The sequence below is a fragment of the Paenibacillus septentrionalis genome (assembly GCF_042659865.1).
Classification (GTDB): Bacteria; Bacillota; Bacilli; order Paenibacillales; family Paenibacillaceae; genus Pristimantibacillus; species Pristimantibacillus septentrionalis.
In genome coordinates this window covers 215,885-233,319 of sequence record NZ_JBHSTE010000005.1, presented here as the reverse complement: position 1 = coordinate 233,319, position 17,435 = coordinate 215,885, and the positions used below count along the sequence as shown (strand labels likewise).

General features: G+C 46.8%; 12 protein-coding genes. 8 read left to right on the top strand and 4 right to left on the bottom strand.

Annotated features, from left to right (window positions below; all coding sequences use genetic code 11):
- Nucleotides 1–91: 91 nt before the first annotated feature.
- The 4 genes from ACFP56_RS15925 to ACFP56_RS15910 all read left to right on the top strand — a co-directional run bounded on the left by ACFP56_RS15925 (nt 92) and on the right by ACFP56_RS15910 (nt 6,694).
- The gene (locus tag ACFP56_RS15925) at nt 92–1,816 is read left to right on the top strand and encodes a family 43 glycosylhydrolase (protein WP_379236307.1); all 1,725 of its coding nucleotides are present in this window, start codon (nt 92–94) and stop codon (nt 1,814–1,816) included.
- Nucleotides 1,817–1,885: 69 nt separating this feature from the next.
- Entirely contained in the window at nt 1,886–3,199 is a 1,314-nt protein-coding gene (locus ACFP56_RS15920) for an ABC transporter substrate-binding protein (protein ID WP_379236305.1), read from the top strand.
- Between the two features lie 4 nt (nt 3,200–3,203).
- The gene (locus tag ACFP56_RS15915; protein ID WP_379236303.1) at nt 3,204–5,036 is read left to right on the top strand and encodes a cache domain-containing sensor histidine kinase; all 1,833 of its coding nucleotides are present in this window, start codon (nt 3,204–3,206) and stop codon (nt 5,034–5,036) included.
- 41 nt (nt 5,037–5,077) lie between these two features.
- Nucleotides 5,078–6,694: a response regulator gene (locus ACFP56_RS15910; RefSeq protein WP_379236301.1), complete on the top strand. Its 1,617-nt coding sequence runs from the start codon at nt 5,078–5,080 to the stop codon at nt 6,692–6,694.
- An 82-nt stretch (nt 6,695–6,776) separates the two neighbouring features.
- On the opposite strand, the gene ACFP56_RS15905 is transcribed toward ACFP56_RS15910, so the two are convergent.
- From ACFP56_RS15905 to ACFP56_RS15895, 3 genes are all read right to left on the bottom strand, one after another.
- The gene (locus tag ACFP56_RS15905) at nt 6,777–7,376 is read right to left on the bottom strand and encodes a glycosyltransferase family 2 protein (protein ID WP_379236299.1); all 600 of its coding nucleotides are present in this window, start codon (nt 7,374–7,376) and stop codon (nt 6,777–6,779) included.
- 40 nt (nt 7,377–7,416) lie between these two features.
- On the bottom strand, nt 7,417–8,019 hold the full coding sequence (locus tag ACFP56_RS15900) for a glycosyltransferase family 2 protein (protein WP_379236298.1): 603 nt from the start codon (nt 8,017–8,019) through the stop codon (nt 7,417–7,419).
- A gap of 189 nt (nt 8,020–8,208) precedes the next feature.
- Complete coding sequence (locus tag ACFP56_RS15895; protein WP_379236296.1) at nt 8,209–9,009, bottom strand: helix-turn-helix transcriptional regulator; 801 nt, start codon at nt 9,007–9,009, stop codon at nt 8,209–8,211.
- Between the two features lie 46 nt (nt 9,010–9,055).
- Here ACFP56_RS15895 and ACFP56_RS15890 point away from each other — a divergent pair, with 46 nt between their 5' ends.
- Both ACFP56_RS15890 and ACFP56_RS15885 read left to right on the top strand, forming a co-directional pair.
- The gene (locus tag ACFP56_RS15890) at nt 9,056–11,917 is read left to right on the top strand and encodes a glycosyl hydrolase 115 family protein (protein ID WP_379236294.1); all 2,862 of its coding nucleotides are present in this window, start codon (nt 9,056–9,058) and stop codon (nt 11,915–11,917) included.
- A gap of 92 nt (nt 11,918–12,009) precedes the next feature.
- On the top strand, nt 12,010–13,065 hold the full coding sequence (locus ACFP56_RS15885; RefSeq protein ID WP_379236292.1) for an alpha/beta fold hydrolase: 1,056 nt from the start codon (nt 12,010–12,012) through the stop codon (nt 13,063–13,065).
- Nucleotides 13,066–13,185: 120 nt separating this feature from the next.
- Here the strand turns inward: ACFP56_RS15885 and ACFP56_RS15880 are convergent, their stop codons facing one another.
- The gene (locus ACFP56_RS15880; protein WP_379236290.1) at nt 13,186–14,151 is read right to left on the bottom strand and encodes an acetylxylan esterase; all 966 of its coding nucleotides are present in this window, start codon (nt 14,149–14,151) and stop codon (nt 13,186–13,188) included.
- 257 nt (nt 14,152–14,408) lie between these two features.
- On the opposite strand from ACFP56_RS15880, the gene ACFP56_RS15875 reads away from it, so the two are divergent.
- Together ACFP56_RS15875 and ACFP56_RS15870 are read left to right on the top strand one after the other, a co-directional pair.
- Nucleotides 14,409–16,478 carry a bifunctional aldolase/short-chain dehydrogenase gene (locus tag ACFP56_RS15875; RefSeq protein ID WP_379236288.1) on the top strand — a complete coding sequence of 690 codons (2,070 nt, stop codon included), beginning with the start codon at nt 14,409–14,411 and terminating at the stop codon, nt 16,476–16,478.
- Between the two features lie 142 nt (nt 16,479–16,620).
- The gene (locus tag ACFP56_RS15870) at nt 16,621–17,379 is read left to right on the top strand and encodes a DeoR/GlpR family DNA-binding transcription regulator (protein ID WP_379236286.1); all 759 of its coding nucleotides are present in this window, start codon (nt 16,621–16,623) and stop codon (nt 17,377–17,379) included.
- Nucleotides 17,380–17,435: the final 56 nt, after the last annotated feature.

Here is a 17,435-nt window from a genome sequence, read left to right as displayed (position 1 = left end):
AGACGGACATGTTCGCAGTCGAGTTCACTACAACGCAACACATCGTTATCAAAGTTCAGCTTTTTGATTACATCTAAGGAGGGATTAAAGCGTGAATAAAAAAATAGCTGTACGCCTGGCGGCTCTAGGAGCTGCCTTTGCCGTTATAGCCCTGCTTATATGGGTGGGGATAAACAACAAGCAGGAGGGGAGTGAAGGAGGCATGACGACATATGCAGGGCATGGCGGAACATTTAAAAACACGATTGTCGATATGGATACACCAGATCCGAGCGTAGTCTATAAGGATGGCTACTACTACATGACATTTACTCATAATGGTGCTGACATCATGGTTATGAAATCTCGTACAATTGATTTTCGCAACGCAGAACGCAAGGTAGTATGGTATCCACCGTTTGGCACAATGTACTCAGCTAATTTGTGGGCGCCTGAGCTGCAATATATACAAGGAAAATGGTATATCTACTTCGCAGCTGATGATGGGCAAAATGAGAACCATCGCATGTACGCGCTTGAGGCAGTTAGCGATGATCCGCTTGGCGAATACGAGTTCCGCGGGAAAATAGATGATGGAAGCGATAAGTGGGCGATTGATGGACTTGTACTGGAGCACGATGACCAGCTGTACTTTTTATGGTCAGGCTGGGAAGGCGATGTCAACATTAGTCAGAATACGTATATTGCTCCGATGAGTGATCCGCTTACGATTAGTGGTCCACGCGTACTGCTAAGCGAGCCGACGCTAGATTGGGAACGAGCAGGTGGCCCTCCTTATATTCAGGAAGGGCAGGCTATATTGAAGCGGGACGACAGACTCTATATCGCGTATTCAGGAGCAGGAAGCTGGACTCCTTTTTATAGCATTGGATTGTTGGAACTAAAGGAAGGCGGTAACCCGTTAGAGCCAGATCATTGGATCAAGCATGAGAAGCCGCTTATGGCTATGGACGAAGAAGCGGAGGTGTATGGCCCGGGTCATAATTCTTTCACGAGCTCACCAGATGGCAGCGAGACATGGATTGTGTACCATGCAACTAGTGGCATTCACGATGGCTGGAGTAATCGTAAGGCTCGCGCACAGCTTGTAACCTGGGATGATCAGGGGCAGCCGATTTTCGGGCAGCCGTTATCATTGGATACCGCAATAGCTGTTCCATCAGGAGAAGGAGTATATCGTGCGGAGCACGCCTTGCAGGAGGGGGAAATGTTCGTATTCGACCTTATCTACGCTAATGTAGATGGGGAAATGCCGGTGCTGCTTCATTACAGCGGTGGTGAGCAGGTGAAGCTGGAGGTTAACGGAGAGGAATGGGGCTCACTTGAGCTGTCAGCAACCAAGACTGGTGAAACAGGCTATGCTTGGGTAAGCCTGCCGCTTACTTCAGGAACGAATACGATAGGAATTAGCTCGCCTGAAGGAACGACAATTGAAGCAATTGAGCTGACACGCTATGAAGCGGAGAACGGGCAAGCGATCAATGGAGCATGGGCGGAAAGCAATCCTTTTGCCTCTGGCTGGGGAACAGTAGGCTCAAGTGATGTAAATGGAGCGGTACAGCTTGCCAATATTATCGTGCCAGAAGCCGGCAAGTATAAGGTGAGAATTGCAACTTCGAACCGAGCAGACGCAGAGCAGCAGCTTGAAGTGAAACTCAACGGAAAGTATGCAGGCCGCGTGGCTGTGCCTCCTGGTGAACGTCAGCAATTTACAGCTATAACTATTGAGTTGAAGCTCAACAAGGGTGTAAATGAAATGATTATTGATAAAATCAATGAATCTCTCGCCGTTGACTATATCGATATATTAAGATAGAGAGCAAGTAAGCTAATATCGAGCAGATCAAAGGGGCAGGAAACATCCTGACGAGGGGGACACTTCAGAATGGCACGAGATCATATAAGCTTGGCAAGGACATGGGCTATGTCGGTGACAACGGCAGTAATGCTCATTGCTGCACTGACAGGCTGCACAAGTCAGATCGAGGAGCAGCCTGTACCTCAGCCGCGCAAGGAAGATGTGGTACGACTGGACTACTGGACGCCATTTAGCGGCGGTGATAATCAGTTTATGACGGAAATGGTTGAACGCTTCAATAAGGAGCAAAGCGAGATCGTTGTCGTTCAAACCAATTCACGACTCGATGATTACTATACGCGCCTGCGTACAGCTATACTGTCGGGTAATGCGCCCGATATTGCCATTATTCATACGACGAGTATGCCCCAGTTTGTCCAGAACGGTTACATCGAAGAGGTGACAGCCACAGCCGAGCAGGTTGGGCTAGATCTGAGCCAGCTTAACTCGAACATCCGAGAGTCAACCGAATACAACGGTGAATCATATGCGGTACCGCTGGATACACATGCACTTGTAATGTATTACAACAAAAAACATTTGCGGCAAGCTGGTGTGCTGGATGAATCAACGGGCAAGCCAATTATTGAACCTGGAGAGCAGGGTTTTCGCGAGTTTCTGGAGAAAATCCGTCAGGCGCTACCTAATGATGTAGCACCAATGGCAATGCCGAGCACTAGAATTGATTCTGTCTGGCTATGGTGGAGTCTGTATAACCAGATGGAAGGCGGCGGCAGCTTCTATAATGAGCAAGGGAAGACGGCGATTAATAACCCGCAGTCGCTGCGGGCGCTTACCTTTATAGATGAGCTGTATAAGAATGAATTGATTGGGGCGAATATTAACGATTCGTTTAAGCTTTTTTATGATGGCAAGGCGGCAGTTTTAATTTTAGGGATGTGGGGAACAGGAGCATTTGAAAAATCTTCTGAGCTGGAGCTTGGGGTGGTCACGGTACCTGTGTTGTATGATCGCCCCGCCCAGTGGGGAGATTCGCATTCTTTGGCAATCCCTAAAAAGCATAATTTGTCTAATGAGAAAAGACGCGCTGCAATGGTCTTCTCCAAGTGGATGGTCGAGCATGGCGAGCTGTGGGCACAAGCAGGACACGTACCGAGTATGACCAAGGTTGTTGAAAGCGATGCATTCAACCGTCTGGAGTATCGAAATGATTACGCTGCTGCTGCCGATCATGTCGTCTATTGGCCACGGCACCCAAAGCAATGGTCCATCATCGAAATACTAATCGCTGAATTTGAACGGATGATCTATAAAAAGCAAACACCAGAAGAAGCGCTAAGGCAAGCACAATTAAAGGCCGATGCGAAGCTGGAGGAATAGGCCTATGATCAAGCTGCTGGGCAAGGCTATGCGAGCATTTAAAAACCAGGAGCTCGCTCGCAAGCTGGTTTGGATCAATTGTCTACTCATTCTAGTTCCGTTGGCAGCGATGGGCGTCTATACCTTTGCAAGCTTTCAGCAAGCGATGGAGAAAAACGTCGGAAGCTACCAGTTGCAAACGCTTAAACAGGTGTCGCTTAACATTGATACATATATGAATGAACTCGATCGCTTAACGCTCACACCATACTCCTACAACGAAATTATGGAGTTTATTTCGTCAGAACGAGAGCCTGGTCAACCATTATCGCTTGAAGAAATCGAAAGCCTGAATCGGTTCGTATCCTCGATTTTTATTAATGGGCGTCTTGATATTATGGGAGTATCGCTTTATGGAGAGAAGGGGGCCTCGTATGTAGTACTGCCAGAGAGCCAATATGTGACCACCTATAAGCTTGATGAAAGCGCAGACTGGCTGAAGCAGGCCCGAAGCCGTTTTGGACAGCCAACGTTCATTACAACACATGAGGTTGCCTCGACAAGCGGTATGAGCTATCAGGTGTTCTCCATTGCTAGAGAGCTGCGCAGCTTTGACACAGGAAAAACACTTGGCTACATCGTGATTGATATTGATCCGGTTAGCGTGCGCAAGCTGCTGCAGCAGGCAGAAACGAGCGCCAAGGAGGTCATGTATATTGTAGATGATCAGGGTCATGTTGTCATAAGACGCGATGATATGCAGCCCGTGCTTGAGCTTGGTGCATTGAATGGTCAGGGCGTAATGCACAGTAATGGGAAAGGCACGGATAAGCAGCTTGTGGCGTACGTCACCTCTGACGTAACGGGCTGGACTACGATAAGCACAGTGCTCGTCAGAGAGCTGATGAAGGACAGTCTTGTTGTACGAAACTCGATTGCCTTGGTAATGCTCGTGTGCATCGGTCTCGCGATGACAGTATCCGTCATCATCGCTTATCGGATCACTTTGCCGCTGCGCAAGCTAAGCCGTCTCATGCGGAAGGTAGAGCAAGGCGAGCTGCTTGTGCAGTTTCCTGTATATTCAGGGGATGAAGTTGGTCGTCTCGGTCATTCGTTCAATATGATGGTGTCAAAACTTAGCGAGTTGGGGTATTTGCTGTACGAAACGGAGATACGTGAAAAGGATGCACAAATAGCCGCGCTGCAAAGTCAAATCAATCCGCATTTTTTATATAACACGTTAGGCTCGATCAGCATGCTGGCAGAGGTGGCAGATAATCGCGAGATTGTGACGATGTCCAACAATCTAGGCAAGCTGCTGCGCTACAGCTTGAGCAATCGCAAGGAGAAGGTTACACTGCACGATGAACTGGTGCATGTTCGCGGTTATATGAGTATTCAAAAGATCCGTTATGAGGAGCGTATCCATTATACGGAGCATGTGCCTGAAGAAGTGCTTGGCCTGCATGTCATTCCTCTTATTATCCAGCCAATCGTAGAAAATGCGATCAACCACGGGATTGATAAAGGGATCGGCACGGGACATATTCAGCTGAGTGCTGCCATTCATGAACATACGCTTACGATTACGGTAGAGGATGACGGCATAGGACTTGCCAAGGAAGAGCTCGATAGGCTGCGGGAGCGTATGCAGCATTCGAAGGAACTGGGCGGACAGTCAGGCAACGGCTTATTGAATGTTCATCGCAGAATCGTATTGCATTATGGAGAGACTTACGGCTTGACAATGGAAAGTATGCCGTATCAGGGCTTGAAGGTTATGATAACACTGCCGGCGCAGCGCGTATTGAATCGGGATGAACGGAAACTAACCACTAATTGGTTAGAATCAGGATAAAGTGTGCAACCAATGACCATTCGAGGAAGGAGAATAGCGACATGCGAACGATAATGATTGTAGACGATGAGGCTATTTTTCGTAGAGGTCTGCGTGCCATGATCACTGCTTCAGGGGATGATTGGGATATTGTTGCCGATGCTCGAGATGGCTATGAGGCACTCGAGCTTTTGGAGAAGCATCGTCCTGATGTGGTATTGACTGATATTCGAATGCCGCGAATGGACGGTCTTCAGCTTCAGAAAATTGCGCGTGAGCGTTTTCCTGAGCTGCAAGTTATCGTCATTAGCGGTTATGAGGATTTTTCATATGCCCAGCAGTCCATGCGCAGCGGTGCAAGAGATTACTTGATGAAGCCCGTTGCGCGTGAGGATCTGCTGCAGGTGCTGAAGGGATTGAAGCATGATTGGCAATTAAAGCGCAGCGAACAACAGCATGAGGCCTTGCTTGAAGGTAAGGAGCTTGCTCAGCAGGCTGCGGCACAGCTTGTTGCGGGCATTACGCGTGAAAGTGTCCAGCAGCATCATCTTGATATGCTTGCACAAATTGGCATCGAGCTAACAGATCCTTATTTTAATTGCATGGTCATTAAGCTGGATAAAGACTCGGTGGATGTGGATCGATACCGCCAGACAGATCCTTCGTTGTTTCAGCTGTATATTCAGCAATTTGTACAAGAAATGATTAATTTGCGCATGAAAGGCTTTTGCTTCGTGTTTTCTGATACGGAGGTGGCAGCACTTATTAATTTGCCGAACGGAGAGGACGGCGAGCAGCGTCTGCTTACGATGGCAGAATCTGTTCGTAGACAGATAAAATCCTTGTCCAATCTGACGGTTACAATTGGTATCGGAAGGCCTGTAAAGGGCTTCGAGTCCATGCTTTCCGCCTTTCGCGAGGCACAGGTGGCGCTGCTGTATCGACTTGTTGTAGGCGGGGACAAGGTGCTCGCATATGAGCAGGCGGTGCAGCAGCAATTCTATAAGTCTGAGCGCCGAAAATGGTCGTGGGAAGCGCTGGAGCAAGCGATTAATGAAGGCAGGCTGCAAGGTATAAACGAGCTAGTTGACGCTGTTGTCGCCGAGCTATGCGATTATGCTCATACGCCAGAGCAGGTGCATCAGCAAATCTGCAAGCTGCTTATTCATTACTATGAATTTTCCGAGGATTTGGGGATTACAAAGGCATGGCTTGGAGGGCGTGACATTCGGGCACTACTCATTGAAATATGCTCAATTAGCTCGCGGGCAGAGCTGACCGAGCAATGTCGACAGCTGTTTGGCAGCCTGACAGCAGTTATTGCAGCAGGCAGCAAGCAGCTGGACAATGATCCAATCTCAACAGCGCTACGCTATTTGAAGAGGCATTATGTTGAGCCGATCACCTTAACGGATACTGCAGAAAGCGTGTACTTGAATCCGGCCTATTTCAGCACGCTTTTTAAACAGCGACTAGGCAAAACCTTTATTGAATATATAACAGAGCTAAGGATTGGCGATGCGAAGAAGCGTCTTGCCTCCACCGATGAGAAAATCGCGAGCATAGCCGAATCAACCGGATTTACGAATATTCGTCATTTTAATCGTGTATTTAAAAATGAAACGGGTGTAACACCTAAGGAATACCGCGAGCGAATACGTCAGCAGCACAAGGTGTAATGTCATCTTAATCTATATATTGTGTGCAGCGAAGCTTAAAAAGACTTGCCTTCATAAGGAGGGCAAGTCTTTTTAAGCTTGGCTATTTTAATCGGCGCACATGCAAATCCGACTCTGAATTGGCCCGCGGATGATTGTACCAATACGCAATAATGTCTGTATATTTACACGTAGGCCCCTTGTCAATCAAGGATTTATTGAAATCCCAATCCCCTGCAAATTCCTTTCTTGTTGTAAATCTGCTGTCACCGATAAAACTTCTGCGAATGATTTTGAATTGACCCGGCCAAAGGTATCCATCGGAAGGTAGTTTTCGAAGCATTCTTCCGTCTTTCGTTAGCATGTTGTAGTAGTAAATATCGTATTGTCCATCCACCTGTGCAAGTACGTCCTTAATCTCTGGCAAGTAATGGTCATCGCTGTCAATAATCGCAATATAATCGCCTGTTGCTTCCTCTATTAATCGATTGTAGCTGCTGCTTGCGCCAAGATTGCTCTTATTTTGCAGCACTTTCAACTGAGGACACTTCTTCTGGTACGCTTGTAAAATCGCAACTGTATCGTCCGTGGAGGCATCGTCCAATACGATGATTTCGTGAGCGAATGCTTTGGGAATGCTGTCCAGCATCTTCTCAATCCAGGCGGAACTGTTATAGGCAGGTGATAGAAAACTGATATTCATCGATTAACACCTCTTTGCCTGTATAGTTTTTGCTAGCAGCTTATGATTTTAAGCCGCGAATAAATAGATCATATTCAGAGTTTGTACGAGGGAAGTTATACCAGTATGCAAATATGCCTGTGTATTTGCGAAGAGGATTTTGGCTAAGCAGCACATTGTTGAAGTCGCGGTCTCCAGAGCGATCTGTACGCACAGTAAAGACTGCAGGACCTACAGCGCTGCGTCGAATAATCTTAAATTGACCGCACCAATCGTAGCGGCTTGCCTCTGTTATAACGAATGTTCGGCCGTCCTTGGTAAGCATATTATAGTAGTAGATATCATATTGTCCATCCACTTGTGCCAGTACATCCCGAATCGTTGGCAAATACATATCATCGCTGTCAATGATGCAGATATAATCGCCGCTTGCCTCTGCAATACAGCGATTGTAGGAATAGCTTGCCCCTATATTGGTCCCATTTTCGAGTATGTTCAGCTGAGGGCAGCTCTTTTGATAGTCTTTTAGAATATCTAGAGTGTGATCGGTAGATCCGTCATCACAAACGATAATTTCATAGGCATATTCCTTAGGTATGCTATCAAGCATCGTTTTTATCCAGTCCGCACTATTATAGGCCGGACTCAAAAAACTGAATTTCAACTTAATCCCTCTTTTCCTCTCTCATCTATCAGCAGAGTCCTTGTCATCGCAAGATTACTATATGCGGACAATGTAGGGAAGGTTCGAAAAGTAATGAGCTGGCCTATGCAAGTTATGTTTAATAAATACAAATGAAGTTGCAATCCTCTATGGTGGGTGAACGGTATGAAAAGCTATAATGCAGATGTACTAAGGCAGGATCAATTTTTTGACAGCGGATGGCGAATATCCCTTAACGGTCTTGAACCAATGACTGAAGTAGGAGATATCGTAAAATCCACAGCGCTCTGCAGTTTCTGTTACCGTAAAATCACCTGAAGCGAGCATCATCTCAGCGTGGTTGATCCGAATGCGATTGACGTATTCCTTAAAGGATGTGCCTGTATGCTGCTTGAACAATCTGCCCAGATATACCGGATGCAGCTGCAGTTGGCTAGCCATGTCTTGCAGTGTAATTGTCTCGGCATAGTGCTCTGTTACATGCCGCATTACTTTTTGAATGCGAGGATCAACGGGCGCCTCTGACATTCGATAATATGACGTCAGCAGGCGATGCAGAATGAGCTCGAACAATGCTCTGGCTTGAAGCTGGTAAAATGGCTGTTGATTCATCCATACTTGCTTGAACTCCCGAATATAATCGAGAATTTCCTTCGAGATCAGCTGCTTCGTAACGACTCCAAATGGGAGCTGTGTGTCATTATAGGGTGCCTCCCAGTGAAAGTTGAATGGATAAGCGTGCATCGGTGAAGCTTTATAAGTATGAGCTGCGCGTGTCGATCCAGCTGGAATATACAGCAGATCGCCAGCCTCTACGGTTACCTTTATATCATTCACGAAGTAGTCGGCTTTGCCGTCTACGACAAAGGTTAAATCGTGAAAATCGTTTTTTCGTTTGGAAATATGCCAATCTGGAAAGCATTTACGCTCGTTAAACAGAAAAACATTAGGGATAAGCTTGTGGTACGCTTCTATTTCTAGCCACCTCAATTATTAAGAAATATCGTGTTACTAATCTATGATGGAGGTGTTGATGATGGTTGAAAACCAGACAACACAACAAAGTATTTCACTTGTTCATAATGGTCAAGCAGTTCCTATTTATATTGATGATACAGGGACAGATGGTAAAGGTCTTAAGCTGGTCGCCGAATCCGTTGCACGGGATATTCAGCTTGTTACCGACGTTTTGCCAGTCGTAACAACGAATCTGAATGCCTCTGAAACGGCAATTATTGCAGGAACGATCGGCTCCAGCTGGTGTATTGACCAGCTAGTGGAGCAAGGTAAGATTAATCTCTCTTCTTTACAGCATAAGCGTGAAACGTTTGTGATTCAAGTTATAGAAGCTCCATTTTCGAGTATTGGAAAAGCAATAGTGATTGCAGGCAGCGATAAACGAGGTACCTTCTATGGTTTGTACCATATTTCGAGTCTGATAGGTGTTAGCCCATGGGTTTATTGGGGGGATGTGCATCCGTTGAAAGCAGAGGAGCTTAGCATCCCAATCGGTAAGCTAAGCTACGTATCCAAGGAGCCTACGATCAAGTATCGCGGTTTTTTTATCAATGATGAGTGGCCTTCCTTTGGCTCTTGGACGATGAACCAGTTCGGCGGTTTTAATGAAGATATGTATAAAACGGTGTTTGAATTGATTTTGCGTCTGAAGGGCAATTTCTTATGGCCAGCGATGTGGAGCGCAGTGTTTAGCGAGAACGGCAAGCGCTATCCGCTTGCAAATGCAGAGCTTGCTGATGCTTACGGTATCGTAATGGGTACTTCCCATCATGAGCCGATGTACCGTTCAGGTGAAGAGTGGCAGCACACGTACGCTAACTATTCAGAGAGCAATGCATGGGACTTTGAGCAGAACGAAGAGGCGATTACTCGCTTCTGGGAGGATGGCGTCATACGCAACAAGCATCTGGAAAGCGTCATTACGCTTGGAATGAGAGGCGAACGTGATTCCGAATTAGGAGGTACGCTGGAGCAAAACATTAATCGCTTAAAGCATATTATTTTGACCCAGAAAGCATTGTTGAAGAAGCATGGTCTGGAACATGCGCCACAGGCGCTTGTCGTGTATAAAGAGGTTGAAAAGTTCTGGCATGGTACAAGTGATGTGCCAGGATTGAAGCACTGGGATGTGCTGAATGATGTAATGATTATGCTTGCTGATGATAACTTCGGCAACATGCGGACACTGCCGCCTGCTGAAGATCGCAATCGTCCTGCGGGCTGGGGAATCTACTATCACTTTGACTATCATGGCGGACCTCGTTCCTATGAGTGGGTGAACACGACTCCTCTAGAAAAGGTGTGGGAGCAGTTGACGATGGCATACGAGTATGGCATTCGTGATCTTTGGATCGTTAACGTCGGTGATTTGAAGCCGAATGAGCTTCCCATCTCTTATTTTCTGGAGCTTGCTTATGACTTTGAGAGCTGGGGCATTGAGCAGCCTAATCGTACGCGTTCCTATGTAACGCAATGGGCGAAGCAGCAATTCGGTCATGTGATGCAAGAAGAGGATGTTGAGGGCATCGCGCAGCTATTGTTCGATTATGCAAAAATGAATGGCATTCGAAAACCGGAAGTCATCTATCCAGATACGTTTAGCTTTACTGCATACAAGGAAGCTGAGCGAATGCTGGCAGAAGCTGTATCGATTGAGCAGCGAGCAGAACGTTACTTGCAGCGCATGCCAGAGGCCTATAAGGATACGTATTATCAACTGGTTTACTACCCCGCTGTAGCCTCAGCTAATGTGAAGAAGATGAATCTATATGCTGGATGGAATCAGTTGTACAGTAAGGGACTGCATCCAAGTCAGCTTGCGAATACGTATGCGGCTTTGACAGAGCAAGCGATCAAGGTTGATCAAGAGCTTGAGCATTATTATAATCATACGATGTCAGAAGGAAAATGGCGCGGCATGATGTCATCGCCGCATGTTGGCTATGTTAATTGGAATGCTGATGGCTGGAAGTATCCCGAGGTTTCAACGGTAGCTGCTGCTCCAGCTTCCAAGATGATTGTTCATGCGGAGGGCTCTGAAGAGGGCATTATAGCTGGAGCTGCTCTGTTGCCAGCAGTTAATCAGCTGCAGCCTGAGGTGCGTACTATTGTAATTAGCAATGGAGGCACCGAGCCATTCGACTATCAGGTTAGCTCAGACGTGCCATGGGTCAGTATAAAACCAGCAGCTGGAACGGTTGCGGTGAGTGAGACTGCTGAGATTTCTATTGATTGGCAGCAGCTTGCTGAGTCTGCCGAAGCAACACTTACGATTAAAGGTGCAGATCAATTGGTAGAGTTAAAGCTTACCGCGCAAGTGGTTGACCTCGCAGAGCTGCCGCAGAATGCCTTTATTGAAGCGGCAGGCTTGATTGCGATTGAAGCAGAGCATACGAGCAAGCGTTACGCGCCTTCTGGAGCGAAGTGGCAGGTAATGGAGCATTATGGCCGTTCTGTTTCTGCACTTAAGGTGCTTCCTTCAACGATCAGCTTCACTAATCCTGCTGAGTCGCCATATGTAGAATATACAGTATATGCCGAGAATGAAGGCAACTATCAACTTACGCTTCAGCTAGCGCCAACCAATCCGCTTAGTGTAGATAACCGTCTACGCTATGCTGTAGCAGTTGATGAACAAGAACCAACAATTGCTGCTGCTTTAAGCGAAGCATTCACTCCTGGTGAGTCCAGAGATTGGGGGCAGGGAGTACTGAACAATTGCCATACGACAACAACCGAGCATCAATTAACGAAAGGTAAGCATACACTTCGCGTTTATGTATTGGATGCGGGACTTGTATTGCAACGAGTCTTGCTGTCAAGTAAGCCGCTTCCGTATTCTTATCTGGGTCCGTTAGAGAGCTATTGCCATAAAAAGTAGGTATGTATCGCTTTCGCATTTATGACTGTACAATACCATATAGGTATATAACGGGCTTGAGGTTCGATCTACACACTTAAAGGGGCATGGTCATGCGAAAGCTTATGGTTAGATGGATTAAGCGCAGTTTGTTAGCCTTTGGGTTATTCATGTTAATTATGTTGTTCTTTCCGACCTGGACGCCAGCGATACAGGGTGAGAAAAGCATTAGCCTGTTGACGCAGCTCAAGATCAATGGCGCGGGACACGAGGTCATGATTCGTGGTGTTGATCGCAGCAATCCAATTCTGCTCGTTGTACATGGCGGTCCAGGTTGCTCGGAAATTCCATATGTGCGAAAGTATCAGCAGGAGCTTGAGAAGCAGTATACAGTTGTCCATTATGACCAGCGAGGCAGTGGGAAATCCTATCACTTTAATGAGGATTACTCGAGCTTAACGACTGACATTCTCGTAGATGATCTGCTGGCACTAACTGATGAAGTGATGCAGATGCTTGACCAGCCAAAGGTTTTGTTAATGGGCCATTCCTTCGGTACCTACATCGGCATGAAGGCCGCAGCCAAGGCTCCTGAAAAGTATTATGCTTATATTGGTGTTGGACAGGTGGCGAATACAATAGAGAGTGAGCTTGACAGCCTAGACTACACGATTGAGCAAGCGCGGCTGGCTGGTAATGAACAGGATGCGATGCAGCTTGAACAGCTGCGAGGTTTAATCGAGATAGGCGAGAGCTATACACCTAGAAATATGGTTCGCAAATATGGTGGTGCCGCTCGTCTGATAGACGATAATCAGGATTATTTCGAGGGATTTCTGCTCAATAGCGAGTACAATGGGCTTGATGTGATTCGTTACTTAAGAGGCATAATGGTTACTCAGAAACTGCTGCTTAAGCAAGAGGCGGAAAGCAATCTCCCTGTACTTGTGAAGGAATTAGAGCTGCCGGTCTATTTTGTAATGGGTGCTTATGACTATATGACGTCAGTGCAGTCGGCAAGAAATTATTTCGATCAATTAGAGGCGCCTCATAAATCATTTGTTGTGTTCGAGTATTCCGCCCATTATCCACATTTTGAGGAAAAGGAACGCTTCTTATCTTGGTTGAATGAGACGGTTACACCTTCTGTCATCGTGCCATATGAATAACTTTTTAGCTGTTATAGTCGCAAAATCCCAGCTTCGATCAATGGAGCTGGGGTTTTTGCGTCTGTCTGATGCAGTTATTGTTAGGTTGTCAGATTGCTAGATTAGCTGCAAGAGTAATCCCTAGATTCGAAGCAGTGTTTCATGGACAAATTGGATCGCCTTTTGCTGCTGGGCTAGCTCTACTACATGTCCGGAAAATGGATAAATTTCGAGCTGCTTGTGCTCAGAGCGGATTGCTTGGAAAAACGGGAAGATCTGCTCTGGCATGCATACGGTATCCTTTAATCCAACGCTCATTAATACGGGTTTATGTATCCGGTCCGCGAAATGAATAAGATCAAAGTAGCTCAATGTAGTAAGCACGGCTGGCAACTTCTCAGGCATTTTTCTGCAAAACTCTGCGATCTCTGATAAGGAGCCAGTAGAGTGCATAATGCCGAAATCCATATGACACATGTTGGGAATGTCAGCGATCAGCATGGCAATGGAATCATCCAATGCGGCCATGAGTGAGGCAAGACCGCCACCCTGACTGGCTCCCATTACGCCGATGCGGGAAGCGTCGATCTCAGGCTGAGCCTTTAGCCATGCAAGTGCGCGAAGCAAGTCAACGGCAACGGCTTTGTAATAGCATCGATCAACATCTAGCAGTCCTTCTGTAATCCAGCCTCTTGCCATACCATGGGAGCTTCCAAGTTGATTGCCCGTGTCCTTCCCTTGTCCGCGAACATCAACCGAGAACACTGCTGCCCCCATCAGCAGCCAGTGGGCATGCTGATAGCTATTGCTTCGCTCACATGTGTAGCCAGGAAGCTGCATAAGGCATGGATACGGTGCTGTGATCTGTTGCTGCTCGGATGGAAGAGACAGTGTGGTATGGATGCTTGTTCCTGCATAACCCTCAATAATAACCTCATAGGTCGTTACACCCTTCATATAGGTCTCAGCAGGCTTGCGTTCTGCTTTCAGCTCGCCTGATCGTGCCTCCTGTTTGACTTGTTCCCAGTAAGCATCGAAATGTTCGGGTTTATCGAGCTGCGGTTGATACTGTTGAAGCTCCAATATTCGCTTTTCTATCGCATTCATCGTGAGTATGCTCCTTTATTGTAAGTAACAAACTGATACTATTTTAACAAACCTATATGGTTGATACGAGAAAATTAGTAAATTTGGCTTTCAAGATCATAGAGACAAAATTCTGAGTGCTTTTGTTTTTTTATGCTATCATGCCCGAATATGTTTGAAAAATGATATATACAAAAACAAACAGACATGATAAACTACAATCATAATAAAACAGACATAAACAAATAAAAACAAATATAAATAAAGGAGGAAATAAATTGGTACAACTGTTATGGGATGCAGCTCATGCGCCGCAGCAAAAGGATGGACTGGATTCGCTCGTTTATCGCTCCAATTTGATCGGTTCTGATCGTCGTGTATGCAACTGGGGAGGTGGCAATACCTCTACGAAAACGAAGGTGATAGATTTCCGAGGACAAGAGATTGAGGTTATGTATGTGAAGGGCAGCGGCTCTGACCTTGCAACGATGAAAGCACAGCATTTTACAGGACTTAAGCTTGACGATATCGCACCTTTGTTTGAGCGTGATTCAATGAGCGACGAAGATATGGTCGCGTATTTGGCGCATTGCATGGTGGACAGCAAGCACCCGCGTGCTTCTATTGAAACGCTGCTGCATGCATTTTTGCCTTTTCCGCACGTTGATCATACGCACCCCGATGCGATTATTAGCATTTGCTGCGCAGACAACGGAAAAGAAATTGCCAAGGAAATCTATGGCGACCGTTTTGTATGGGTTCCATATGTACGTCCTGGCTTTACACTATCTAAAATGATTGCAGAAGGTGTACGCGCTAATCCGAAGGCAGAGCTTGTCCTGATGGAAAAGCATGGCCTTGTTACTTGGGGCGATACGTCAGAAGCTTGCTATGCGCAAACGATCAACATTATTAATGAAGCAGAGCAATATATTGAAGCAAAAGTAAATGAGGCAGCCTTATTTGGCGGGCAAAAGCATGCTCCACTTGGTGCAGAAGCTCGCAAGCAAATTGCTGCACTTGTTATGCCGCTTATTCGTGGTTCGGTGAGCGATGAGAAGAAAATGATCGTAACATTTGACGATGAGGACGATGTGCTTACATTTGTAGGTGGCAGCAACTCTGCAGCGCTATCGCAAATAGGCGCAGCTTGTCCTGACCATCTTGTGCATACGAAGGTGACTCCGCTATTTATTGATTGGGTGCCAAATGAACAGGATATTGACGGCTTGAAGCAGAAGCTCGCTGAAGGTCTTGCGAGCTATAAGGAAGGGTATAAGGCATATTTTGAACGCAACAGCAAGCTTGGCGAAGTGATGTTCGAGGCAGCGCCGCGTGTTATTCTTGTGCCAGGTATCGGGATGTTCAACACAGGCAAGAGCTGGTCGATGTCCAAGGTAAGCGGTGCTCTATATCATCGCGCGATTGCGGTTATGCGAGGTGCGACATCACTAGGAAACTTCGTGTCACTTAGTGAGAATGAATCCTTCCATGTAGAATATTGGCCGCTTGAGCTTTACAAGCTAACGCTTGCCCCAGCAGAGATGGAGTTTTCACGTCAGATTGCCTTTATTACAGGCGGCGCGGGCGGTATCGGCAGTGTAACGGCGAAGCGATTAGTATCCGAGGGCGCACATGTTGTGCTGGCAGATTTGAATCATGAAGGTGCACAGAAGGTGGCCGATGAGCTGAATGCACAGTATGGAGAAAGCCGAGCGATTGCGGTCAAGATGGATGTAACAAAGGAAGAAGAAGTGCAGGCAGCTTATGAGCAAACCGCACTAACCTACGGCGGGGTCGACATTATCGTCAACAACGCTGGGCTGGCAACTTCAAGTCCATTTGACGAAACCTCACTGAAGGAATGGAATCTGAATATTAACGTACTCGGCACTGGTTATTTCCTGGTAGCTAGAGAGGCATTCAAGGTTATGAAACAGCAAGCAATCGGTGGCAGCATGGTGTTTGTCGGCTCGAAAAACTCTGTGTATGCGGGTAAAAACGCTTCTGCTTACAGCTCTGCTAAAGCACTTGAAGCGCATTTGGCACGCTGCATTGCAGCAGAGGGCGGGGAGTTTGGCATTCGCGTCAACACCGTATTGCCAGATGCGATTCTTCAGGGCTCGGCTATCTGGAACTCGAACTGGCGCAATGAGCGCGCAGCAGCATACGGCATCGAGCCAGATCAGCTCGAAGAATACTATCGCAAGCGCACAACGCTGCTTGTCAACATTTATCCGCAGGATATCGCCGAAGGCATTGCCTTTTTTGCTTCGTCAAAAGCAAGCAAGACAACAGGCTGCATGCTGACAATTGACGGTGGTGTACCAGCCGCATTTACGAGATAAACAGCTCGATCAGACCATCACGATTGACTTGAAGCAGAGCAATTCAGCATCATTCCTTTGCCGGTCTGGCCTTATACGTTATAATTTGTTCTAGATGAAACGAGCGGACGTTTCAATAAAAACGTGTGAAAAGAGGATGCGAATGCTGGTTGTAGAACGTTATGAAAAAATAGTTCAGCTTGTCAATGAAAGAGGTAGCATTCGAGTTTCAGAATTAAGCGAGCTATGCGAGGTAACAGAGGAAACGATTCGAAGAGATCTCGATAAGCTCGAGCAGGCGGGGCGACTGAAGCGCTCGCACGGAGGTGCGGTTAGTGTCAAGGATGCTCAGCAGGAGGTGCCTTATAGTGAACGAGAGGTTACGCGTTCGCAGGAGAAAAGGCGTATTGCGGAGCAAGCCGTAAAGCTGATTGAGCCTCATGATCGAATTTTGCTTGATGCAAGCACCTCAGCATGGTATATGGCGAAAATTATGCCTGATTTGCCTATGACCGTATTGACCAACTCGGTCAAGGTTGTAACGGAGCTAAGCTCCAAAGAGAAGATAGAGGTTATTTCGTTAGGCGGGCGCTTATCGCCGCGTTCGCTTTCCTTTGTTGGGCCGATTGCAGAACAGGCGCTGGAAGCCTTTCACGTCAATAAGCTGTTTTTCTCAAGCAAGGGCGTGCATTTTGAGCGCGGCATCAGTGAATCCGGTGAGCTGCAGGCACGCTTGAAGCAGCAGATGATCGGAGCAGCCGATCAAGCGATTCTACTTGCAGATTCTAGCAAATTTGGCATTCAAGCCTTTACGCATGTGGCTGAGCTGTCAGCGGTCAACAAAGTGATAAGCGATAGCGATCTTGGCAGCGAGCTGCGAGCAGCGCTTGAGGCAGAAGGAATAACCGTCACAATCGCATAAGCGATTAACTGCGATGGCATCGATAGGCTGAATAGACCGTATATATGTTTGTTTGG